At 63.2% G+C, this 22,660-nt stretch carries 21 protein-coding genes and 1 pseudogene; 6 read left to right on the top strand and 16 right to left on the bottom strand.

What is annotated here, in order from left to right; all coding sequences use genetic code 11:
* Window positions 1–124: 124 nt before the first annotated feature.
* From M2335_RS16030 to M2335_RS15990, 9 genes are all read right to left on the bottom strand, one after another.
* Window positions 125–562: a type II toxin-antitoxin system PemK/MazF family toxin gene (locus M2335_RS16030; RefSeq protein WP_264595453.1), complete on the bottom strand. Its 438-nt coding sequence runs from the start codon at window positions 560–562 to the stop codon at window positions 125–127.
* On the bottom strand, window positions 559–825 hold the full coding sequence (locus M2335_RS16025) for a hypothetical protein (protein ID WP_264595452.1): 267 nt from the start codon (window positions 823–825) through the stop codon (window positions 559–561). The genes M2335_RS16030 and M2335_RS16025 overlap by 4 nt, the downstream gene beginning before the upstream one ends.
* 125 nt (window positions 826–950) lie before the next feature.
* The gene (locus M2335_RS16020) at window positions 951–1,448 is read right to left on the bottom strand and encodes a DUF736 domain-containing protein (protein ID WP_264595451.1); all 498 of its coding nucleotides are present in this window, start codon (window positions 1,446–1,448) and stop codon (window positions 951–953) included.
* A 167-nt stretch (window positions 1,449–1,615) separates the two neighbouring features.
* A complete protein-coding gene (locus tag M2335_RS16015) occupies window positions 1,616–1,927 on the bottom strand; it encodes a hypothetical protein (protein ID WP_413716151.1) in 312 nt (103 codons plus the stop codon).
* 118 nt (window positions 1,928–2,045) lie between these two features.
* Window positions 2,046–2,717: an RES domain-containing protein gene (locus M2335_RS16010; protein WP_264595450.1), complete on the bottom strand. Its 672-nt coding sequence runs from the start codon at window positions 2,715–2,717 to the stop codon at window positions 2,046–2,048.
* Window positions 2,717–3,472, bottom strand: a complete 756-nt coding sequence (locus M2335_RS16005; protein WP_264595449.1) for a hypothetical protein — start codon at window positions 3,470–3,472, stop codon at window positions 2,717–2,719. Before M2335_RS16005 ends, M2335_RS16010 begins: the two co-directional genes overlap by 1 nt.
* Window positions 3,473–3,581: 109 nt before the next feature.
* Window positions 3,582–3,911 (bottom strand): hypothetical protein, encoded by a 330-nt coding sequence (locus tag M2335_RS16000; RefSeq protein ID WP_264595448.1) that lies wholly within the window; start codon window positions 3,909–3,911, stop codon window positions 3,582–3,584.
* 132 nt (window positions 3,912–4,043) lie between these two features.
* Complete coding sequence (locus tag M2335_RS15995) at window positions 4,044–4,850, bottom strand: phosphoadenosine phosphosulfate reductase family protein (RefSeq protein WP_264595447.1); 807 nt, start codon at window positions 4,848–4,850, stop codon at window positions 4,044–4,046.
* A 17-nt stretch (window positions 4,851–4,867) separates the two neighbouring features.
* Complete coding sequence (locus M2335_RS15990) at window positions 4,868–5,512, bottom strand: hypothetical protein (protein ID WP_264595446.1); 645 nt, start codon at window positions 5,510–5,512, stop codon at window positions 4,868–4,870.
* A 113-nt stretch (window positions 5,513–5,625) separates the two neighbouring features.
* On the opposite strand from M2335_RS15990, the gene alkB reads away from it, so the two are divergent.
* A complete protein-coding gene (alkB, locus tag M2335_RS15985) occupies window positions 5,626–6,264 on the top strand; it encodes a DNA oxidative demethylase AlkB (RefSeq protein WP_264595445.1) in 639 nt (212 codons plus the stop codon).
* Window positions 6,265–6,334: 70 nt separating this feature from the next.
* Window positions 6,335–6,823, top strand: a complete 489-nt coding sequence (locus M2335_RS15980; protein ID WP_264595444.1) for a hypothetical protein — start codon at window positions 6,335–6,337, stop codon at window positions 6,821–6,823.
* A 1-nt stretch (window position 6,824) separates the two neighbouring features.
* On the opposite strand, the gene M2335_RS15975 is transcribed toward M2335_RS15980, so the two are convergent.
* The 6 genes from M2335_RS15975 to M2335_RS15950 form a co-directional block, all read right to left on the bottom strand.
* Window positions 6,825–7,334 carry a thermonuclease family protein gene (locus M2335_RS15975; protein ID WP_264595443.1) on the bottom strand — a complete coding sequence of 170 codons (510 nt, stop codon included), beginning with the start codon at window positions 7,332–7,334 and terminating at the stop codon, window positions 6,825–6,827.
* A gap of 251 nt (window positions 7,335–7,585) precedes the next feature.
* Window positions 7,586–8,194, bottom strand: a complete 609-nt coding sequence (locus M2335_RS15970; RefSeq protein WP_264595442.1) for a DUF6927 domain-containing protein — start codon at window positions 8,192–8,194, stop codon at window positions 7,586–7,588.
* Window positions 8,195–8,228: 34 nt separating this feature from the next.
* Window positions 8,229–9,179: an ArdC family protein gene (locus M2335_RS15965; protein ID WP_264595540.1), complete on the bottom strand. Its 951-nt coding sequence runs from the start codon at window positions 9,177–9,179 to the stop codon at window positions 8,229–8,231.
* A gap of 121 nt (window positions 9,180–9,300) precedes the next feature.
* A complete protein-coding gene (locus tag M2335_RS15960) occupies window positions 9,301–11,439 on the bottom strand; it encodes a ParB/RepB/Spo0J family partition protein (protein WP_264595441.1) in 2,139 nt (712 codons plus the stop codon).
* Window positions 11,440–11,563: 124 nt separating this feature from the next.
* Window positions 11,564–15,787: a strawberry notch-like NTP hydrolase domain-containing protein gene (locus M2335_RS15955; RefSeq protein WP_264595440.1), complete on the bottom strand. Its 4,224-nt coding sequence runs from the start codon at window positions 15,785–15,787 to the stop codon at window positions 11,564–11,566.
* Window positions 15,788–15,868: 81 nt separating this feature from the next.
* Window positions 15,869–16,723, bottom strand: a complete 855-nt coding sequence (locus M2335_RS15950) for a toprim domain-containing protein (RefSeq protein WP_264595439.1) — start codon at window positions 16,721–16,723, stop codon at window positions 15,869–15,871.
* A 580-nt stretch (window positions 16,724–17,303) separates the two neighbouring features.
* On the opposite strand from M2335_RS15950, the gene M2335_RS15945 reads away from it, so the two are divergent.
* The 3 genes from M2335_RS15945 to M2335_RS15935 all read left to right on the top strand — a co-directional run bounded on the left by M2335_RS15945 (window position 17,304) and on the right by M2335_RS15935 (window position 20,887).
* Window positions 17,304–18,452: a replication initiation protein gene (locus tag M2335_RS15945; RefSeq protein WP_264595438.1), complete on the top strand. Its 1,149-nt coding sequence runs from the start codon at window positions 17,304–17,306 to the stop codon at window positions 18,450–18,452.
* A gap of 166 nt (window positions 18,453–18,618) precedes the next feature.
* Window positions 18,619–19,821 (top strand): AAA family ATPase, encoded by a 1,203-nt coding sequence (locus tag M2335_RS15940; RefSeq protein ID WP_264595437.1) that lies wholly within the window; start codon window positions 18,619–18,621, stop codon window positions 19,819–19,821.
* A 52-nt stretch (window positions 19,822–19,873) separates the two neighbouring features.
* Window positions 19,874–20,887, top strand: coding sequence for a ParB/RepB/Spo0J family partition protein (locus M2335_RS15935; RefSeq protein ID WP_264595436.1), 1,014 nt, complete (start codon window positions 19,874–19,876; stop codon window positions 20,885–20,887).
* Here the strand turns inward: M2335_RS15935 and M2335_RS15930 are convergent.
* Entirely contained in the window at window positions 20,867–21,808 is a 942-nt protein-coding gene (locus tag M2335_RS15930; RefSeq protein WP_264595435.1) for a hypothetical protein, read from the bottom strand. The genes M2335_RS15935 and M2335_RS15930 overlap by 21 nt on opposite strands.
* 166 nt (window positions 21,809–21,974) lie before the next feature.
* Here M2335_RS15930 and M2335_RS15925 point away from each other — a divergent pair.
* Window positions 21,975–22,660: pseudogene (locus M2335_RS15925) on the top strand (hypothetical protein); the annotation flags it as partial.

The raw sequence follows: 22,660 nt of genomic DNA, 5'->3' as shown, positions 1-22,660 counted from the left end.
GACCGGAAGGGGTTGTGATGCGATCCTGTCTCGTCGCAGGTGTCAGGAACAGGCGAAGGAAGGGCGTCGGACCCAATGATGCCAGCACCGCGCGACCAACATCATCGCCGGCCTGTTACGCGGATCAGGACGTGCGTTTCACCTGCGCGACTTTGCCGGCGTCGTAGGCGGCAAGCCAGCGGGTGCGAATGGTCTCGTAGAGGCTGGCCGGCAGCAGTCCATAGGCAACGTCGCCTGCTGGGTCGCCGGGCGCCGGACGGAGGTCGGGTCCGGGCCATTGGAAGTGATTGAGCTCGGTGAGGACTACCCAGGACCGTTGGTCATCGAGGCCGAGACGCGTCTTGGTGGCGGCCGGTATCTCGACCGCAAGGGCCGCATCAGCCGGGGGCGTGTGCGTGACCGGCAGCACGGTGACGACCTTGGCGCCGGCCTTGGTCGTTGCAGTTAGCAGGACGGCACAGGGACGGTCTTTGCTGCCCTCTTCCTGGCCGGCCTTTGCTTCGTGGGTCCAGAGATATGCGTAACGGATGAGGAGGCCTGGAACCGGATCAGGAATCTTCACGCGTCAGACCCGACCTCATAATCGAACGCCGCCGCAGCGGCGGGGGCACGCGCGGCGCGCACGCCCTCTGCGATATCGTCCGGAACCTCATCGAGCGCGTAGACCTGACGATCGCGGCTCTTGAGACGCAGATATTCCGCGTGCGACAAGAGCACGAGACTCTCATGACCATGATGCGTGATCGTGAGCGGGCTCTCGAGGGCCTGGCGGCTGAAGCGGCCGAACGACTTCGATACCTCGACGGAACTTGCAGTTTTCGGCATAGAGATACTCCTATCCGGAAAGTACGGAGTTTCCGGAGACAATGCAAGGTCCCGGCTAGCGAAACGAAAAAAGGGCCCGCTTCGCCGAAGCGAAGCAGGCCCTGAACGATGCTCGTCCGTGCAGATCAGTCGGCCAGTTCCGGCGTGCGGCGACGACGACCGCCCGAAGGTGCGCCACCGAACCCGCCCTCGGCCGACGATTCACCCAGCCCATCGCTACCGGCCGGCGGAGCGACTTCGTCCGCACCGGGCAGCGGCGGCAGGCCGTCGTCGGTGCTGACGGTGTCGGTCGGCGCATCGCGGCGACGCGTGGGACGCGACCAGACGATGTTGTAGGAGCCGTCCTCCTGACGGAACGCCGAGATGTAGAGCGGCTTGTCGAGGCTCGGATCCTCGATCTTGCCGTTCAAGAACGTCTCGCCGCTCGAGTTCGACGACAGTTCGAAGAGGGCGCCGACCTGGACCCACTGGCGGGCGGCGGAAAGCGCCAGGATCTCGAACTTGGGCGCACGCGGGTTGACGGACTGGACGGTGCGCAGGGCGATGACGATCGCGACGGTCAGCGTCGAGATCTTGCCGGTGTAGGTGCCGCTGGCGTTCTGCTGGATGGTGCCGATGTTCATGGAAAGTCTCCTGAGATTGTCTGCTCGGACCCCTTGTCCGAACACACTCTCTCATCCTCCTCAGCTCCTCGGCCGTTCGGCCGAGTAAGGCGCGCGAGCGCCGCTCCGACGTGCGCCTGTTTGGCGCCGTCGGGATATCCAGGGACTTCCCGGACACGGGAGGGCAGTCAGGTCCCTCGCGGCGTGGCCGGCTTGCGCCACAGCGCGATGATGTCCTGCATCTCCTCGGCGAACCCGAGGCTGTCGATATAGACGGCGCCGCGGTCGTTCTGGCCGAGAAAGCCGATGATCGTGGTGATGTCGTTGGCGGTGGCGACGTCGAGCCCGAACAAGTCGGCGATCTGGAAATGGCCGAGATCGGGCCCGTTCCACCACGCCATCAGGAAGTCGGCAACGCGACGCGCCTGACCGGTGTCGGACATGGCGAGCGGGATCAGGCGCGTCAGCGCGGCGCGCGCGGAATCATAATCGGTCGGCACGGACGTCTTCGGGCGTCTCCTGCCGGGAATGCTATCGAGGTGGGCGCGACGTGCAAGGGCTGCTGGCCGGTGCCGGTCACGGCGGACATGGTCACGATGCCCTGCCCCTGCCCTTCCGCTAAACGTCCTCGTAGTCGATCGAGAGCACGTCCGCGAGTTTCTGGATTTCATCGTGGCAGTCGGGGTCCGCGACCGCACGTTTGCTCAGCGGTTCGAGGATGCCATCGGGGACGCGGTCTCCGAACAGGAGGACCGCAAATTCCGGTCCATATTGGTATGAAGTGTAGAAGAGCCCCTGCGCGGATGGGCATTCCTTGTGGATGCGCTCGGCCCAGCCGCGCGTAACAGGGTAGGTGCTCTTGGGGCCCGCGAGAAGTGCGTTGGAGTTGACGCCGATCCGGCGTTGGTCGGCGGTCGTGAGGCTGACGAGGTTGAGGTCAGCGGTCGTACGAACGTGGCTGTGCGCGTGGTGCCGGTAATCGCCCGGGAAAACGATGTCGCGCGGCGCGACGCGGGTCCTGTTGCGCGGTGGCGTGTCGGGGCAACGCAGGATGATCTCGCAGGTCGCCGATGCAAAGGACTGCGCGGCATAGATGGTGGGGATGATCGCGCCGCCTTCGTCGCGGATCGGCGAGAAGCGGGCGTTGCCAAGCGCCGTATCGTTGAATTGGGCCGACCCGAACCGCTCGGGATGGATGCGATCGAGTTCGGTGCCGGCCTTGAGAAGATAATTGGCTTCCTTCCCGACCCGCATGGTGGCCGGGGCAGGCAGTTTTATGCTGATTTTCATCAGCCATGGACCTCCGGCTCGATCGCACGCTCGAATGCGGCGATGACGGCCTCTGGCTCGCCGGCGAGCGCGGCGGCGGGCGTGTCGTCGAAGTCGAGATGCTCGCGCGTCAGCCAATGGAGCAGTCGGAAGTTGCTCCAGTCATCGGGCTTGCGCGCGATGATCTCTCTGAGCGCGGGATAGATGCGCCGGTTCTCTACGTCGAACTGGAGGAGCGGATAAGCGGCGCGCCCATCGACCGTGAAGCGGAGCAGCTCATTCTTCTCCTCCTTGCGCTTCATGGTCGCCGAAGGGTTGGAGCCCGATAGGCCGAGCAACTCGCAGGCCTCGGTCTGATCCGCCATCGGCGTCGAAGCGAGGATGCGCTCCTGGATACGCGCGCGATTGAGAGCGGCCTTGAGCGGCGCATCGTCGGCCTTGGCGAGATTTTCGCGAAGCATAACGCGATACTCGGAAATCAGCTTGTCGAACTCGGTTGAGAACGCCGCGCGTAGAAATCGCTCGCCCACCTTCTCCAGGACTGCGGCCAGAAGCTTTGGCGTACCTTCCTTGAGCTTGCTACCCTTAGGCGCCACCGCGGCGATGGCATCCTTGAGGACCAAGAGGTTGCCTGGGTTCTGTGCGATCGAGAAGCTGACGACGACTGATCCATTGTCTACCGCAGTGGCAGCAAGGCTCTCGCCTGCGTAGAAGGCGCGCTCACGGCCTCGGCGGCTCGGAGCGATCGGCTTCTCGGGAGTGGTCGCAGCTACCATAACACAAATCCTAGTTTCGCTATCTCGATAAGGCTATATAGCACATATAGCAGAGGTTGCGAGTCTGAAGTCAGTAAAGGCGAAGGCTGTCGGAGACCGCCCAAGTCGGTCAGTGGATGGAGCCGAACAGGCTGCGTTTGGCCACGGTCTGGTGACCACCGTCCTTGATTCCGGCAGTCGCACGCAAGTCCTCGGCGAGTTGCTCGGCGAGGCCCGCAGGGACGATGGCGTGCGGCGCAACGATCTCGATCACGGCCTCGGCAGAAAGAAGCTCGCCAGGTTCGGTGCCGATCCAGATGAGCGCCTCGCCTTCCTCAGGTTCGTCCTCGGTGACGAAGAAGACCTGAGCGAAGAAGGTCTGGAGTGGGCGATCCCATCCGACCGTCGCTCGGACAACATGAGGTTGTTCGGCCCTGGGCTGGAGATCGTGGCGGCTCATGACGCGGTCCTTCGTATCCTGTGCCGGACATGGCGGGCGGCCCCTTCGGCGCTACTGATCGCCTTCCCAGCGGCCGAGGCGGCCTGACGGGCTCCGGCCAGTCGGAGCAGACTACGGGCTTCACGCAGACGCTCAACAGCAATTGCGATGGCCTGCCCATGCTCGGGCGTGGCCGGCGTAATCCGACGCATGGATTTCTCCGGATGAGGCGGTTGATGGAGGTGTCGAGTGCCAGGCGGTATAGGCCTCATGGAGGGGCACGCCGAACAGCATGTGAGAACGAAAACCGTCGGCCGCCGACCAGTCGGCGATCGGATGCCAGAGCGACATGACCGTGCCTTTCCGGTTCCCGGCCTTGGCGAAGCGCTGATCGGCCTTGGCGATCGGAATCGATGCGCGGTTGTGGCTGTCGTCGCGCCTGAGGCCGAGCACAGAGATGATGCGCTGGCCCGCGTGCATGCGCGCAATCGCAGGGCCGATGACGGCCGCCTTCATTTGCGACTGCCAGAAGCGAAGCGAGGCCAAGGACCAGAGCCCGATGAGATTGTATGTCTCGAGCGCTTCGTAGCGCCGCTTTTCATTTTCGAACCGCTGATGCCAACGATCGACGAGGTCGCCGGCGGCACGCCGCACGACCGTGAGGGGCACGTCGGCCAGCGCGGCGATCTGTTCGACGAACGCGGGTGTGGACGCCCATTCGGCCCTGCCGAGATCGGCATGGATCGCCATCCGGCGGTCACGCGGACGTCCGAGCAGATCGAGGAGGAGGTTTACGGCAAACATCGCCGCGCTCGAGTCCTTCCCCCCGGAGAGATTGAAGACGATCCAGGCGCCTGCGCGGATCGCACCGATGATCTCCGAGTCGATGGCCAGATCAGGGAGTGTCGGAAACGCGCGCGACAGCAAGTGGCGCGCGGCCGCCGCGTGGTGAGCGGTCATTGCCAAGCCCTTTCGAATCAGGCGAAGAGGCGGCGCGATTGACCGGCGGGCTCGGTCAGGCGCAGTTCGGCGCGCAGGCGCGCGGCGAGCCGGTCGGGCGCAAGGAGCTCGTTGACCGACGCCCAGCGATTGCGGTCGCCCATATGATCGTCTCGGCCTCGAACCTGGCGGAAGGCAACCTCACGGCCGGGGCCGAAGACGTCGAGGGAGAGCCGGACCCAGACTTCTTCACCGTGTAGCGTGATCTCGCCAGAAACGGCCGGACTACCCTTGTTGGAGCGAATATCGTAGCTGCTTTCGTCCAGCTCGAGGGCCTCGGCGAGCCGGCGCATCGCGGCGCGCGCTTCGGCGTGAAACGCACGCTTCGCGGCCTCGTCATGGCTGACACCGCGATAGGCGAGGTTTCGCAAGATCGGGTGGCGGCGGATCTCCGCAATCTGGTCCATGCAGGCCCTGCGGAGCGCCATGCCGTCGGCCGCGCCATCGCAGACGGTGCCGAGATGGCGAGCGAGAAGGATGACCGCCGGGTCCGTCTCGCTATCCTTGCCTGCATTTCGGCAGTCGCTGATCGCGGCGTCGATCGCGTGAAGCGTGGCGGCGATCGTCGTGAGGGCGCTGGGATCAAGCGCCTGTTGGTGGCGCATGGCGACATCGTAGTGCATGGTGCTGGCCTCCGGTCTCAAGCGCAAATCCGCTCATCCGGCCCCCTCCCCCTCGTCTCTTTCCGGCGAAGTCGGGGAGACGATTACTTCGTGTTGGAATAGACATCGCGCTGATGGACCACCTGTTCGCCTTTGACCGCCGCGCGCTGGACCTCGATCCAGGCGCCATGCTGCTCGAGGGATTTGCGCTCTCGATGGCCGAGGATTTGCTCGGCGCGGTGGCGACGATCGCGGAAACCGCGCCGTTCCGCCATTTGGAGACGCCCGGTGGCCGCCGCATGTCGGTCGCGATGACGAACACGGGGCGGCTTGGTTGGGTCTCGGACAGGCGCGGCTATCGATATAATGAAATCGATCCGCTCAGCGGCCGTCCCTGGCCTGAAATGCCGTCGGTCTTTGCCGATCTGGCGCGGAGCGCAGCGAGCGCGGCGGGCTTTGACGGGTTCGCGCCTGAGGCGTGTCTGGTGAACAGATATGAGCCCGGCGCGAAGCTGTCGCTCCACCAGGACCGCGACGAGCGGAACCTCGATCAGCCGATCGTTTCGGTGTCGCTCGGCGTCGAGGCGACCTTCCTATGGGGTGGGGCCTCGCGCGCGGATCGTGCGCGCAGGATCTGGCTTCGACACGGCGACGTGGTCGTCTGGGGCGGCCCTGCCCGTCTCTCCTTCCATGGCGTCGATACGCTGGCGCGCAGCGAGCATCCGCTCACCGGTGCGCTACGGTATAATCTGACCTTCCGCAGGGCTTGCTGAAGCAGAAAGGCCCAAGCTGGCTTGACGGTCGGACGTGTTCACGTTACGTTCCGCGCGCGGGAGACATGCGATGAAGAAGACTGTGTTCCACGATCGGTTTGATCTCGACGTCACGTTGCGCGACGCGGCTTTGGATGCGGACAGTAGGCCAACCCGACGCATGATCGCGAATGCGGCGATCGGCATGGATGTCGAAGACGCCTATTATTCGGTGCGCGAGCTGCGTGAAGCGATCGCATGGACGCATGAAGGCGACGTGGCCGCCAAGCGGAAGCTCGCCGAAATACTTGCCAATGATGGTGCGGATGATTTCCAGCGGTGCATCTATTTCTGCCTAGCCGGTCGCGGCGTCGTCGACATGCTCGATGATCTTGAATGGCTCGAGGATCTGCTGGAGCGGCGTGGCCGCGTTGCCGGCCAGGTACGACGGATGAAGGCGCGGCTAATGCCGCTGACGAATCCTTATGTGGCTGATGCTCCCGACGGGCCACTGGTTAGGCTCGATGGCGACTTTGAGCAGGGCCCTTCCTGGTGGGCAGACCCCTCACTCAAAGCATAATCTAGTCGGCCTTCCGGCGCTCGCACTGAAGGCGTTCGCCACGACGCCATTTCGACGGCTCGGTCCAGCGGCCCGCGAGCGCGCCCACCTTTCTTGCCTTCCCCTGGGCGAACGCGGCCTTGTAACGAGCAGCGCGACGGGGATCGCCACGAAGATATTGGACTTGCGGAATAGCGAGGCCGGCGCTGATTAGGCGCTCGCCAAGATCGTCACCGTCGATGGAGACGGTCGCAACCGGGCGACCATAGGTGCTGGCGCTTGTCAGTTTGATCTCCGCCGTCTTGGAGCGAAGCAGCTTGGCTACAAGATCCTGTGCAGCCTTGCCGCACGACCAGCAGCCGTCGCGACCTTGGCACATCTGTCGGCGCTCGAAGGCGTCGACGCCCAGAAGGCGGAAATCGACGGCGACGGTATCGCCGTCAAGCGCCCTCGCCCGGGCGTCCAAGGTACGATCGTTCACTACCTGGGAAGACGCGCTGCAGGAGACAGCTGCGAGGGCCACCAGGAGCATGGAGCGCACCAGGAGATGATCTCCACCTCGACGCGCGCGTCCCGCGCTGGCGACCGCGAGACAAAGAAGGGCTGCAGGGGATTGTCCGTCCGGACGATGCTGACCCGGCCCGGGCGCGCGTCGAACAATCTGGACGCCACACGCTGGGCATTCTCTCGGCTGCAGAGCAGGTGGCGTTTTGGCGACAGATAGGCCGAAGGGGCAGGCATGACAGATCCTCTTCATGGCGATCATGAGCGGGACGAACCGGCTCAGGCAAATATAGTTTTGTGAACCTTCGTGACCGGCATGACCGTCCAGTCTCGTTCCATGAAGCGGCTGATTGCATAGCCGAACCGAGTCTCGGGATCGCGGAAACTGAGCCGTCGGCCGCGCTTCACGACGATGAATTCGTCGCCGACATGACCATCGGCGAAGGTCAGGGCAGTGGCAAGCTTGATGCGGTCGCCATCTTCGACCTTCCGGGCGCGCTTTGCCAGATTGGCCCGACATCGACGGCGCCAGTCCAGCGCGTACTCCTTGTCGGTGGGCGTCAGGAGGTCGAGAATATGGGTAGGGCAGCTGTCCTCACAAGGCCCCATGGTTTCGTCCATATCCTTGTAACCGAAATGTTCGCCGGTCTTGCTCTTCGGGTTCCAGATGACCTTGCACACGATGGCAAAAACCTCCTTGCCGACCCCGTCTTCCATGACCTGGGCGGCGGCATAATAGGTCCGGTTCTGCGGACACGACGAGGCGAGCAGCCTCAGGCCGCGAACGACGCCATCGACCTCGCGGCTATAGGTGAACTGTGCATCGAGGTACGCCTTGGCGGTCGCGTGACCGCCCATGTGATAGCGCGACATTGTGAGCCAGCCCATGGCAGGTCTCCTCGGATCAGGGATTGGCGGGCGGTCAGGCGGCTTTGGCGAGCGGCTCTTCGGCCTCGGGGATGGCGGCGGTCTGTGACGCGATCGGATCGGTGCCGAACGCCAACATGTAGTTGAAAGCCTGCTCGGCCTTGGAGGCGGCATGGATGATCGCCGTCTTGTCGCCCCGCAGGATCCCGAGCCAATGGCCGACATAACTGGCATGGCTGTCGTGAAGCTCATTGGGGAGACCGAGATGCGCGCAGACCAGACCACTGCCGATCTCGGCGACAAGCTCCTCAAAGCTATAGGCTTTGTCGCCGAAGCGCTTACCGAAGGTGCGCGCGAGCCGCTTGGACCCGCCCGTCCAGTGCGTGGTCTCGTGCGCGCGAACCGAAGCGTAGTGATCCATGGTTCGGAATGTTCGCTGGTGCGGCATCTGGATGTAATCGAGCGTCGGCGCGAAGAACGCCTGATCGCCACCATGACGGACTTCCGCTGGGATCGCGCCGAAGAAGCGATCGATCTCTGCCTGATGAGCCGACGGGTCGATCGGTGTGGGCGCTTCGAAGGTCGGGTAGTAATGCGCCGGCAGGCCGTCGATCTGGTCGGCGTTGAAGACGATGTAATGGCGCAGGAAACGGATGCTCCGCTCCTTTTCGGCACCGGTGACTGGGTTGGCCTCGGTCTTCTTGAAGCTCGAATAATAGACGGAGAGCGAACCCGTTTCGCCGCGGCGGACATGCCCACCAAGAGCCTCGGCTTGGCGAAAGGTCATCCAGTAGCGCGAGCGGTAACCCTGCGCGTCGCCGATGGCCCACAGGTAGAATGTATTGATGCCGGTATACGGAGTGCCGCAGTGGCGCAGCGGACGTCCACCGCTCCCCTGCACGCGCCAAGGACGGCTCCATGGCGGGACGCCGTCTTCGAGCTTCCTGATGATGAGATCGGTGATCTCGGCCGCGACGTCGCGGCTCGGCCTCGATTTCGGGGACATAGCGATCAGCTCCAAAGCTAAGAGCAAAAAACCCGCCGACGGCGAACCGACGGCGGGCAGTTGGCAGGAGAAAAGTGAGTCAGCGACGGGGACCGGCAGCACCGATCCCCGGAAGTGTCCATCAGGCGGCGGCCGGCTCTAACGGCACGTCTTCGGCCTCGGGCGTATCGACACCGTCCTTCGACAATGGCGGGTCCAGTTCAGCGGTAGCGTCCGTGACGACCGCCTGTTCATCCTCCCCATCGGCATCACCTTCGACCGCTTCGGTGATGTCCTCGACAGGCGGGCCGTCGAGGAACCGCATCGCGTTCGGGACCCAGGCGAGCGCAGCTTCCTTGACCTCGGGCTCGACGATCGTGTCGCCAGCGAACAGCTTCTGGCAGCTCGCTGAAATCTCGGTCTTCTTGAGCGAAGCGTGTCGGCCGCTGAGCGCGGGACCGCCGACCTCGTCGAGAAGGCTGAGGATGCTGCCCTTGTTCACCCGGTCGAAGAAATTCTCCGACGTCGGGCGCCACCAGCTGGCGACATCGACCTCGAGGATCGCGGCGAGCCGATTGTGGAGAGGTATCTGCTCGTTGCTGATGCCGGGCTTCGCCTCAAGCGAGATCGCGACGATGTAGGCGAGCCAGTTGGCCTTGCTGTCATCTTCGAGTGCCCGGAAGCCTTCGAAGCGATCGAGTTCATTCTCATGTTCGGTCCAGCCGGCATCGAGGCCCTCATGGGCTTCTGCCAGATAGTCGCGCGCACGGGAGGACGGCATGTCGCCGACGTTCGGATCCTGCGGTGCGCTGGCGCGGATCGTCGAGCCATATTTGGTCGAATTATAGCTATAGCGGCCCGGCGTCTTGGTGCGCGCATCGACCATCACGAACAGCGCATAGTCGAGCGCGAGCGCGGGGTGGGCGAGGATACAGGCCGCGAGAATGTCACGGCGTTGCGTCGCGAGCTCGTCGTAAAGACGGGAGCTGAGCGGCTTGCCGCCAGGAGCAACAACTTCTGGCCGGTAGGTCGGCTCGGACGGCTTCGGACCGCCAATCCGGAAACCACCGGATGAACGCTCCTCGCCCTCACCATCTTCATCGTCCCCGTCGCCGGGCTGCTCGATGACGATCTGCTGCTCGCTGTAGTATTGCGTGTCGAGCACCATCTCGCCCTGCGGCGTGAGAAGCAGGAACGCCCCGACATGGGCCTTCAACTCTTCGGGGAGAACTGGCGCGCGATTCTCGATCATCTCTGCCTCGCTGATCAAACGGTCGTCTTCCTGATCGAGCAGCTTGAAGTCGTCTTCGGTGAGGGATTCGTCCAGCATCTCGGTCTCGAGTTCCGAGCGCCGTTCCTCGATCTCGTTGAGCCGCTGGATCTGCTCCTCGGTCAGGTCGGGTTGCTGCAGAACAGCCCGATAGAGGCCGTGGGCTGCATTGTGCGCGTAGTTGCTCGCGATCGGACGGATCCATGCCAGGCCGGTTTCTTCACCGACCCGCTTCGCCTCGGCCTCCATGATTTCGCCAGCGAGCCGGTGCGCGATCTCGGGATTGACCCAGCGATCATTGCCGTCCGTGAAGAGGTCGCCGTCTACCTTGCCGCCGGCTTCGATATAGCGAGTCTCGCCGACCAGAATGGCGATGGGGTCGTTCGCTTTGAGCGTTTCGTTAGCGATGACGCGGCGGATCGTATCGGCGTTGACGTAGCCATTCTTGTAGTTGGTCCACACCAGAAGCTGCTTTTCCTGGTTCTCGGTCGAGGCGTATGCCTTCGCCACATCCAGCGTGATCTCGCCGGAGCTTAGCGCTTCGAAGATTGGCTCGGCGAGCGACGCGAGCCGCAGGCGGCCCTCGACGAACCGGCGCGTGACGCCAAACCGCTTGGCCACCGCGTCAAGATCGCCGGTCGTGCCGATGAAATGCTGGAACGCGCGGCATTCTTCCGCCGGCGTCATCTTGAGCTGCTGGAAGTTTGTCGCGGTGGAGGTTTCGGAGAGCGTCGCCTCGTCGGCCTGCAGCACCATCACCGGCACATCATAATTGTCGGCCTGGATCGTGCCGGCATCGGCGAGACGCTGCAGCGCGCGCAGGCGCCGACCGCCGTCGAATACCTCGAAGGTCCCGCGCGGCTTCTTAGCCGGGGTGACGAGCAGATTCTGAAGAACACCGCGCGCCTCGATGTCGGCCGCCATCTGCGGGATTTGCAATTTCTCCTCCGGGAGCCGGCGGACGTTGATTGGGGAGAGCCGAAGCTTGCTGAGCTTGATGGTCTGGATCACTGGGGTAACTCCTTCTGGCGTCCGGCACATCCCGGACACCGTCCCCGCTCCCCCTTCCCTCTCTCTGGCAGAGGACGCTTGGCCGCCGCGAAGCGGGACGTCCCGAGCCGTGTATGGCCGTGGATCAGGCCAATCCGTTCAAAATTCGATGAAGCGTCTCCGCAGCCGTAGGCACCGGCAGGAACACTCTCGTGCGATACTGAATTACCTCGGTGAAGCAGCCGGTGGATTTGAGCCAAGCAAGTTGCTGGGACGGCGCGCCGACCAGTTCGATACGCTGGGTGCCGTTTACGAGAGCGCGTCGGATCGTCATTGGGAACGGGTGAGAGATGTCCACGGCGCGGCCAGAGACTGCAGATTTCACCACATCGGCGGGCGGCATGTTCTCGGGACGGTCTATCCCGAGCTTGGTGAAGAGCTGGACGACATGCTCGTCGAACACAAGACGGCCGAGCCAACTGTTGCCCGCCTTGTCGGCAATGCGGTTGACGACAAGGTGGTCGCTCGGGAGCGCCGACCAGATTGGAAGCAAAAGACCGGTCGCTAGCCGCACCGTCTCGGTATCGATCTTGTTGGCGGCTTCCTCGGCCTCCTCGCTCCACTTCGCGCAGAATGCGTCGCGGTCGACGAGTCTCCAGGCACTCTCAAACAGCTCCTGCTCTCGCATATATTCGCGCCGCGTCGGCCGCATCAGCTCGAACCGCGGAATGGGCGTCCCCTCCTTCTCCTCCATCAGCGCCCTGGCCCGCGTCTGGAGTGCGACCTTGCCGGACTTGCCGTTGACGAGGAACTCAGCCGTCGCATCGCCGTCTGCGATGTGGAGGATGCGTTCGAGCGATACGGGGACCCGTCGATGCTCGATCTCGATCGTCAGCAGATGGGAAGTGGCACCGCTCACGGGATCGGTGCGCAGGAGCGTGTCATCGATGAGGGTGGCCTTGTCGACCAGGATCGTCTCGACGCCGACATCGAGCCGCCCAGCTTCGCGCGCTGCCGAGACGCGTGTTTCGACGAGAGAGAGGAATTCGTCGAAAATCTTGTTCTGAAGTCCGATCGGCAGCGCCAGGATGCGGTTCAGCCACCGCTGGATGGGCGGAAGCTCTTCCTTCATGACGCCATCCTTGTCGCATAGCTCAAGGCCGGTCCGCTGCTCGAAGTCCGCGTGGCTCACACTGGTGAGCTTTCCAGCGACCAGCAGGTGGAACCAGCTCACAAGCGCGGCGCAGGCATATTCGCTTTCGAGGTTATCGGCGGGATCGAACAGGTTTTGGCCGCCGGTTTGGCGCTGCCCGCGTGTCAGCGCGCCAAGGCTTTCGAGCCGGCGAGCGATGGTGCTGGTGAAGCGGAGTTCACCCTTGCAGTTTGTGGTCACCGGCCGGAACAACGGCGTGCTGGCCTGATGCGTGCGATGCGTTCGGCCGAGACCCTGGATCGCGCGATCGGCGCGCCAACCCGGCTCGAGGAGCAAGTGAACGCGCTGCTCCTGGTTCGCGACGTCGCGTGAGGCATGATAGGATCGGCCGGTGCCACCGGCGTCGGAGAAGACCAACATGCGCTTGCGCCCTTCCATGAAGGCGGCGGCCTCGGCCTGGCTTGTCCGGGTCGAGCGCGTTTCGAGCTTTTGCCGGCCATCGCCGCTCGAGATCAGCCGCTTGGTCCGGCCCGTCACTTCGGCAACGCGATCGTGGCCGAAATGCTCGAGCAAGCCATCGAGCGCCGACATGATCGGAGGCAGTGCGCAGAGTTGCTCTATCATCAGGTCGCGCGCGGCCTCGGCCTCGGGATTGTAGACCGGGTTACCGGCTTCGTCGTCCATGGGAAGGGACCGTGGCGTGCCGGTATCGTCCGTGAACACGCGCATCTGCCGGGTCGGGAAGGCGCGCTCGAGATAATCAATGACATATTCGCGGGGCGAAAGGTCGATTTCGAGGTCCGCCCGTTCATCGGGACTGAGCGCTCCGAGACGCCGGTCGAGAATCGATTCGGCCGTCGTGACGAGCTGCATCACCACGGATTGCCCGCTGTCGAGATGATGCTGAGCGGCGGCGATCACCGTCGGCAGCTTCATGGACAGGAGAACCTGGCCGAAAAAGCGCTGTTTGGTCGACTCGAACCGTGATCGGGCAGCCGCTTTGGCGCCGCTGTTGAGCGTCGCATTCTCCAGACCGTCGACCACCGCGGTCAGCTCGAGCGCCTTCTCCATGTTCTGGTGGATGACGGCCCAAGCATCAGCATAAGTGTCGTAAATCTCGATCTGCGCAGGCGTCAGCTCATGCTGGAGGATGTCGTACTCGACGCCGGCGAAGCTGAGCGCGCGCGCCATGTACAGACCGGTCGCCTTCAGATCACGCGCCACCAGTTCCATCGCCGCGATTCCGCCCTTGCGGATGCTGCTGATGAATTGCTCGCGATCGGCGAATGCGGTTTCAGGTCCCCACAGGCCAAGGCGAACGGCATAGGCGAGATTATTGATGTCCGAGGCACCGGTAGCGGACGCGTATAGGACGCGAGCATCAGGGAGGTAGTTCTGAAGCAGAACGCCACATATGCCCTGTTGTGAACCCTCCTTCGCACCAAGAGCCCCCTCACCGCCCGTCACGCCGCCCATCTCATGCGCTTCGTCGAAGGCGATGACGCCGTCGAAGTCTGCACCGGCCCAGTCGGTGATCTGCTTGAGCCGGCTATGGTCGCCGCGCAGAGAGCGCAGGGTTGGATAGGTGACGAGCAAGACGCCCTGATCGAGCTTGATCGGCTCGTCGATCTTCCAGTTCGAGATGGGCTGGATGTCGCCATTGAGGCCGCCAAGCGCGGTCCAGTCGCGGCGCGCGTCTTCGAGCAAGGGCGCATTCTTGGTCACCCAGATATTGCGGCGGCGGCCCTGCAACCAATTGTCGAGAATGCAGGCCGCGATCTGCCGCCCCTTGCCGGCACCGGTTCCGTCGCCGAGGAAGAAGCCCTTGCGATATGTATCGCCATCGTCGACCAACGTTAGGCCGACGCCCTCCTTGTTGGGCTTAAAGCGGCCGGGAATGATCTGCGACCAGGCGTGACCGGCATATACGACGGTCTCGAGCTGCGACGCCGACAGCAATCGCTCGGCGACGGTGCGTTCAGGCAGCCGCGGCACATAGTCGGGGATCGGCGCCGGGATCGATCCCATCGCGACGGATTCAACAAGGGCGGTCGGGTGCTCGCCCGCTTTTTCGAAGACGATCCGGCTCGGGCGGTACGGCAGGTAAACGCCGGTCTGGTCAAGTAGAGGGGCAGGCGTGTCGAGCTTGGCGTAATCGACCGGCAATACGTCGTTGCGCACGGGTGCATGATAGGCACGTGGTGCCGGTCGGCTGCTTTTGACCGCCCGGAACATCGAGACACCGGTCGCACGCTTTGGAAGGGCGGCAGGCAAGTCGGCGCGCGACGGCGCGCGCTCGGGAATCGTGAGCGCATTGAGCAATTCGGCCACGGACGAGCGCTGGATAATCGCCGGCGCCGCCTTGCCGGGCAGCTTGTCGATGACGAACAGCCTGACCGCGATCGAGGTGCCGTGCTTCAAGTAGCATTTCTCGAGCCGGATCGCGGTTCTCACCGTTACGTCGCGGAGCACGGTTTCGTACTGGTCGCGCATTCTGGCGCTCGGCCCGAACCAGTCCGGCATGATCGCGACGATGCGGCCACCTGGGAGGAGACGGTGGAGCGCAGCCTGCAGATGCCGGACTGCGGCATAGTCATCCGTCCCTCTGCCAAGAGAGCGCGAAAACGGCGGGTTCATCAGGATGAGCGTCGGGCGCTCGGTGTCCCCAAGAGAAGAGTTCAGCGTGGCGCCATCATGGCCGGTGACGATGGCTGCCGGGAATACGTCGTTGAGTCGGGCACGGCGGACCGGGTCGAGTTCGTTGAGGTGGAGCGATCGGTGCGCGGGAATGTGCGCTACCAGCAGGCCGTTGCCGGCGCTGGGCTCCAGAATGACGTCGTCAGACTGGACGTTCGCGAGCAGCACGGCGACGGCGGCGATGTCGACGGGTGTCGAGAACTGCTGCCATTCGATCTGATCTTCACTGCGGACGGTCTGCGTCGGGAGCCGGCATGCGAGTTCGATCATCGGCAAGACGTCGCGAAACGACAAAAGCGCGGAGCCCGTCGCGCGGATGAAAAGGGCAAGTGCGTGTTCAAGGACCTCGAAGCTCTCGCGTTGGGTCCAGCGCCCCTCAGCATCCGAGCCGCCAAAGGCCGAAACCATCACTTCATTGAGGTGCTGGCGGGTGAGCGGCGTTCCCGAGCACAACCGTGAGAGGAGCTGGCGCGCGGCTTGCCGGTCGGCACGATCAGCCGCTTTGAAGAGGTCGGTCATCTGGGGTCTCCTGCGTGGCTGCACACCCGCGGCAGCATCACACTCTCGATCCCCCTCCCCTCTCGACCGCCTCGCGGTGCCTCAGGCTCGCACCAAATCCATTTGAGCATCGAGCGCCTTGGCCCAGTCCTTGAATTTCGCCGGCGGCGGTGCGCGGCGTATTGCGAGGCCAGGCCGGGCATAATGCTGGACAGCGTTCTGCGCGGCCCGGCGCCCCTCGGCGTCATTGTCTTCGGCGATCAGGAGGGTGGTGACATGCTCGGGGATCACGAGTTGGTCGAGCCGGCGGGCGCCGAGCGATGCCCAGCAGGGGATGTCGTTCAGTCGGGTGAATGCTTCGGCGGTTTCGAAGCCCTCCCCGATCGCAAGGATTGGCCCCCCTGCCCTGCCCCGCCACGCCCCGGCACCCGGCGACCCGAGCATCACTTTGCGGATATAACCGGTGCCGTCGGGCTTGAGGAATATCCGCTGAATCGCAGTGAGCTTCCTTGCTTCCCGAACAGCAATGAGAAGCGCCGGCAGAAACACGGTCTGTGGGCGCGGGAGATAGGGGCAGCGTCGATGAAAGCGGACATCTGGCGGCTGCGGGAGTAAATTACGATGCGCCAGATAGCGCTCACCGAGGCTACCGGCGATCTCGACTGCCTGATCCCAGATGCGCTCGACATTCGCCGAACGGCCGGATTGCTCGAGTGCTGGATAGGCATAGTGTTGCCCTGGCCTGATACGGCCAAGCTCCCGCAGCACGTCGTCACGTGGGCAGCCCGCAAAACATGTGACCAGGATCGATCGGTCCCCTTGGCGGATGGAAAGGCTTGGATCGCTGTCGGCATGGGCTGGGCATCGACACATTGCGACATAGCCGCTCCAGGTGCCCCCGAGCGCTCCGACGATGTTGACCAGTTCTTGGGAAGGCCGTTTGGCTGTAAGCGGCATGGTTGCACCTCCTGCTCAGCTGCTCGGCCCCCCTCCCCTCTCTATACTCGGCTGGCTTAGGGGGCCTAGTTGCGCTCCAGTGCGTGGCGCGAATCGCTTATCTTCCTCCAAAGAATCATTTTAAAAACGCCGCTGCTCGCAGCGGAAGGATTCGTAATTCAGATTGATTCAGATTCACGGGCGAAAAGCCGTGCTGTCTCAGTCTGTTAGCGCCTTTTTCCTGACCTGACGGGGGAGTTTCCCTGACCGCGCGGGGGCTGAACCCTGTCCTCGCGGGGGAGGATACCTGACCGTTTGGGGGTCACCCTGACCTGCTTGGGGGAAGGACGCATCGCAGGCCGTTCCGGGTAGAATTGGGTCTAATAGATCCACCGAACGGGGCAGAACGGCCGTTTTATGTCGTTGTCGGATCGTGATCCGCGACTCGGTGAATCTCCTCGCTTTTTCGGGTTTAGGAGTGGGAATCTATCCTGACCGCATGGGGGCAATGATTGACGATCTATCCTGACCTGACTTGACGCAAGAGGTCAGGTCAGGCAGCAAACAGCTTCCGAAGACTCAGTTTCGATCGAACTATGGCATGGAATCCGAAGCAGGCCAATTAGCTGAAGAAGTAGAACCAGCGATCGACGAAGTCTCGCCCGGTCGAGCTATGCGCGTGGCCGCAGCTTTGCGGGCAAAAGGTGGCGATGAATTCGCTAAGCCTGGCAACATTATCGAAGTCAAATTCGTCAAAGGCGAGTCGCTGAGCCTCACGGCGTCTCGTTTACTTGCCCTCATGATCCTGACCGCTGGGGGTGATGCTTGGGAAGACAAGCCGCACCGGATGCGAAAGGCCGACATTCGCCGCGGGCACAAGGGTAACGAGCGGATCACCGACATGTTGGAGGAGCTCCATCGTACGCTGTTCGCAGTCGATGACAAATCCTGGCGCGGAAAGAAGGCGACGCTTCGCTTCTCCCTGATTTCGCGTTCGCGGGAGGAAACCGAAGAGGATGGCGGTGAGGCCGGTTGGATCGAATGGGAGTTTACCCCCGACGCCCGAAAGATGATCCAGGCGTCAGAGACATATGCGGTACTGAACCGGCAGGCAGTGCTCGGCTTCAGGTCGAACTATGCGTTGCGACTGTACGAGCTTGGCGCGCTGCGTCTCCATCGAAGGCAAGCAACTTGGCGGGGCGACATGGCGGCGCTCCGGGCCGCGCTGGGGATACCGCCTGAGGTTTACACCGACTTCGCGCAGTTGAGACGCAAGGTACTCGAAAAGGCGAAAGCGGAGATCGATCAGCTCGCCCATTTTCGCGTCGAATGGCGCGAAATCCGGCAGGGTCGAACGGTGGCTGAGATCGAATTCCGGTTCGATCCGAAAAGCCCACCGGAGGTTATCGAGACGGTCGATGAACTTGATCGTCATTCGGGTGGCCGCCGCGAACGGCGCGAGGGCACCGTTGAGACGGTGTCGATAGGGCAGGCGGCCGTCGCCGGGCCGACCAAGGCTCTTACCAAACCGGAAGAAAAAACCTTCCCTCGCGGGTCGATCCGCTTTGGTCACGATGATTTGCTGGCAATTGGCCGGGCCCATGGCGGCGGCTGGGACATCGATATGATCGCTAGCGGATTTCGCGAGCATATGGGCGACCGTCTGGAGAAGCTCCGGGGAGTAAAGCTCGCGGCCGCCTGGAAAGGGTTCTGCGAGAGCTGGGTAACGCGGAGAGGACGGGCACTTTAGGTCAAAATTGCACGCGTGCAATTTCTGCCTCCCCCACCGAGTCAGGTTAGGGGCCGCGCCCGCCTGAAACCCGCCGAAATGGTGGGCACACTTTCGAAATTTGCGAATTTATTGACCAAAAATCACAAGTGTCTATACCATGCCTTGAATTTCGAAAGGCGGGAGCATGTCAAATAGTCTCGAACTAGAAGAAGCCGATCGCCTTGTGTCCGTCGCGACGCTGGCGAGCCGCACGTCTTCGGTCCTGGAAAGGCTGCGGGATTCGGCCCGGAGTGCCAGAAGCGACGATCGTCGTGAACCAACCTTCACGATCAGCAAGGCCGCCGAGCTCGTCGGCCGCACCGCGGCAGCGATTCGTGATGCGGAGAAGGACGGGCGGCTGCCGGAGGCGACGCGGACCGACAATAATCGGCGCGAGAAATATACGCTCGCGCAACTCAATGACATGCGCGGGGTGTTTGGGACACGGCCGTATCGCAGCCCCGAGGATCCATGCTGCGTCGTCGCCGTTCAGAACTTCAAGGGTGGCGTGGGAAAGTCGACGCTTGCCGTGCATCTGGCGCAATATCTTGCGATCCGCGGCTACCGCGTGGCACTGATCGACTGTGACAGTCAGGCGTCGGCGACCACGTTGTTCGGCTATGTGCCCGACCTCGATCTTGACGAGGACGACACGCTCTACCCCTTCCTTCGGGAGGGGGAGCGAACATCGCTCGATTATGCGCTCCGCAAGACGCATTTTGATGGTCTGGAGCTTATCCCGGCGAACCTGAGGTTGTTCCAATCCGAATATGAATTGGCGGCGCGCATGGCCCGCGGCAGCGGGGGGTTGTTGGATCGGTTGAGGGAAGGGATCGAAAGTATCTCGGACCGGTTCGACGTGGTCGTGATGGATCCACCGCCCGCCTTGGGCGCGATTTCGCTGTCAGTGCTGCGCGCGGCAAATTCATTGGTCGTGCCCGTGCCTCCGACGGTCATGGATTTCTCCTCGACAGCTGCCTTTCTCTCAATGCTGGACGAGACAATCGAACAGCTTGCCGAGCGCGGTCTGGCGCCTGAGTTGCGGTTCCTCCGGTTTGTCGCTTCTAAGGTCGACGAGAACAAATCGATGCAGAAGGAGCTGTTGAACCTGATGCGGACGCTGTTCGGCCATGCGATGGTGCGCACGCCGCTCAAGGACTCCGCCGAGATCGACAACGCGACCGCACGGTTGATGACGGTTTATGAGCTCGATGGCCCGGCAACCAGCTCTGCAGTCCGTAACCGCTGCCTTGCCTATCTGGATGGCGTCAATGGTGAAATCGAGGTCGATATCCGCTCGATGTGGCCCAGCCATCAGAAGCGGCTGCGCGAAGCGGCGCTGGCGTGAGCGGTAGAAACATGAATTGCACGCGTGCAATTCTGAGCGAAGGGAGGCTCACATGAGCAGGAAAAACAGTGGCTTTGCCGCTGATCTCGCGGCCGGAATCGATCTCACGAACGAGGCGGCACCGGCGCGACGTTCCGGCATTGCAACGAACGTTTTGACGGGCAGGGCCAATCGGCTTGCCGACCTTGCGTCAGGTGCGGTGGTGACACGCACCCATGAACTGGTCGACCCGGCCCGATGCCGCATGTGGGCGGGGCATAACCGTGAATATGCCCTGCTCAATGAGCAGCGTTGCGAGGACCTAATTGAAAGCATCAAGGCGCAGGGCCGGCAGGAGATACCGGCGATCGTCCGACGGGTCGTGGGGGATAAGGACTACGACTTCGAGGTGATATGTGGCGCGCGCCGGCATTGGACCATCAGCTGGCTGCGGTCGCACAACTATCCGGAATTCAAGTTCCTGATCGACGTCCGCGAGATCGGCGACGAGGAGGCGTTTCGCCTTGCGGATATCGAGAACCGTGCCCGCGACGATCTGACCGATCTGGAACGCGCTCGCGATTATCTGCGTGCGCTCGACGCCTATTATGAGGGGCGTCAAAAGACGATGGCCGAACGCCTGAAGGTCTCTGAGAGCTGGTTGACGCGTTACCTTGATCTCGCCCGTCTGCCCACCGAGCTGACGAGAGCCTTTACGGAGCCCCAGGAACTGGGGGTCCGCAACGCGATCGCGCTCAAGGCACTGCTGAAGCCGGAGGATCGCAGAGAGCGTGCGTTCAAGGAGGCCGGACGTCTTGCGAAGGCGCAGGAAGAGAGCGGGCATCCCATGCCGGTGCTCGACGTGATCAAGGCCCTGACTGTGGCTGTAGACCCCCCCAATAGGTCAGGATCCCCCAAGAAGTCAGGAAAGCCAGAGACCGTGTCCAATGCAGGCGGTAAGCCGGTGCTCCGGATTGAGGGTGCAGACCGAAAGGGCATTCGCTTGACCCTTCTGAGCAAGGGCGGGGCAACCCGTCAAGACGCCGAGGAGGCTATCAAGGCGATCCTAGACCAGCATTGGGTCTGACGATGCTGACAGAGCCGCGAGCAGCTTCCTGGCGCCTTGTGGGGTAATATTGAGAAGGCGGGCCACGGCCGACGCCTGCAGGCCCGGATAGGCCACCAGAAGGCGGGCGAGGGCAGGGGCGTTGCTCCGCTTGGTGACCTCGAGGTTGCCTCGTCTTTTCTCGATCTCCCGCTCGATCGAAGCCAGATCACGGAGACCATCCGCGGCGGCTGCCCCAAGGGCTTGTCCGATCACTGTCGAGAGTTCGGCGGGGGAGGGGGGGAGAAACTTCGGCAGCAGGATCAGCGATGGAATGATCCGGTGCGTGAAGCCAGCACGTTGGAGCATGCGTGGGACCGCGGTTGCGATAAGCCAGTTCCGGTCTCGGGCCCGGGGCGGCAGCTCCCAGGAGCGACCATCGATCGCGACCACATCCGAAGCGGCAGGCGATGCCTGCTCCGAAATTCTGGACAACTCTAGCACGCGCTCGGCGACCGCGCGGAGGTCCTTGTGCGCGAATGGGGTGTCGGCTGCGGCCCTGACCTGGCGCCACAAGGGGCCAAAGTGAGCGAGGTCATCGCTGCCATAGGCTTCGGCCTCGGCGCGATCGTCGAGGAGCGTTCGCAGCACATTGCGCGTTGCTTGGGCGATGGGATCCTCGACATGGTCGTCGGAGCCCAGGGCGATGTGGAAGATCGCCGCGACCGAGACGGGATCGTTGAGACCTTCAGACGCGCGGGGAGGGGGGCTGCGGCCCGCAATCCAGGCCTCAAGATCCCGGACCGCAATGGGCACGCCGGCAAGGCCAGCAAGCGTAGCGGCACCAGCGAGGCGCGCTCGGGCGAGGAAGATATCGGTGCACGGGTGGTGCTGGAGGCGGCCGTCGAGCCGACCCAGAAGCAACAGGCCATCGTCGGCGCGCAGAATTTCGGAACGAGCCATCGCGGCGCATGGTGGCATAGCGAGAAACGAAAGTCAGCAGTTTGTTTCCGCGTCCCGACGTTGCTAGATGTGGACACATGATAATTGCACTTATCACATAAGCATATTTGACGTGGTCTTATAAGGCGAGCTACAAGGTGGCGGGGCGACCAGGGGAAAAGCGCGCGTGGGGAAGACGTTATTCTGGTCATGGCAGAGCGATCTCGATGGACGTGTCACGCGGGACGTTATCCGCCACGCGCTGGACGAGGCCATCAAGCTTCTGGCGGCCGACCTTGAGGAAGCGGATCGGCCAAGCCTCACATCAGACACCCAAGGTGTCGCCGGCACACCGGACATTGTCGCAACGATCCTGCGAAAGATCGACGTGGCGGCCTTGTTCGTCGGCGATGTCACCCCGATCGCTGCGTCGCAGAACGGCAAGGTATGTGCCAACCCGAACGTCCTTTTGGAGATGGGCTACGCCAACAAGGCATTGGGCGAACACCGGGTGATTCAGGTGTGGAACACCGCGTTCGAAGGCGCGACGTTAGACAAGTTGCCATTCGATATGCGCGGCCGTCGCGGCCCGCTCTCCTTTCAGTTGCCGGCGGGGGCCGACACCGCGACGCTTCGGACGGTCCGCGACAAGCTCGCACGCGACCTGGCTGCAGCGCTGAAGCTCGCGCTCGATACCCTGCCACCGCCGCCGCCCGAGGCGGTTGACTGGCATCCGCATTTCGCCGGCGACCCTGACCTATGGTTCGACCGGGGACAGCCCGTTCTTGTGACGCATCCCAGCCACGGCACGAGCAGAGTCCGCTGGATCGACCGGCTTCCTGGATACGCGCGGCTCATCCCGTCCCGCTGGTC

The sequence above is a fragment of the Sphingobium sp. B12D2B genome, assembly GCF_025961775.1.
Taxonomy (GTDB): Bacteria; Pseudomonadota; Alphaproteobacteria; order Sphingomonadales; family Sphingomonadaceae; genus Sphingobium.
The sequence above is the reverse complement of the archived record's forward strand: the minus strand, read 5'-3'. Positions and strand labels throughout refer to the sequence as shown.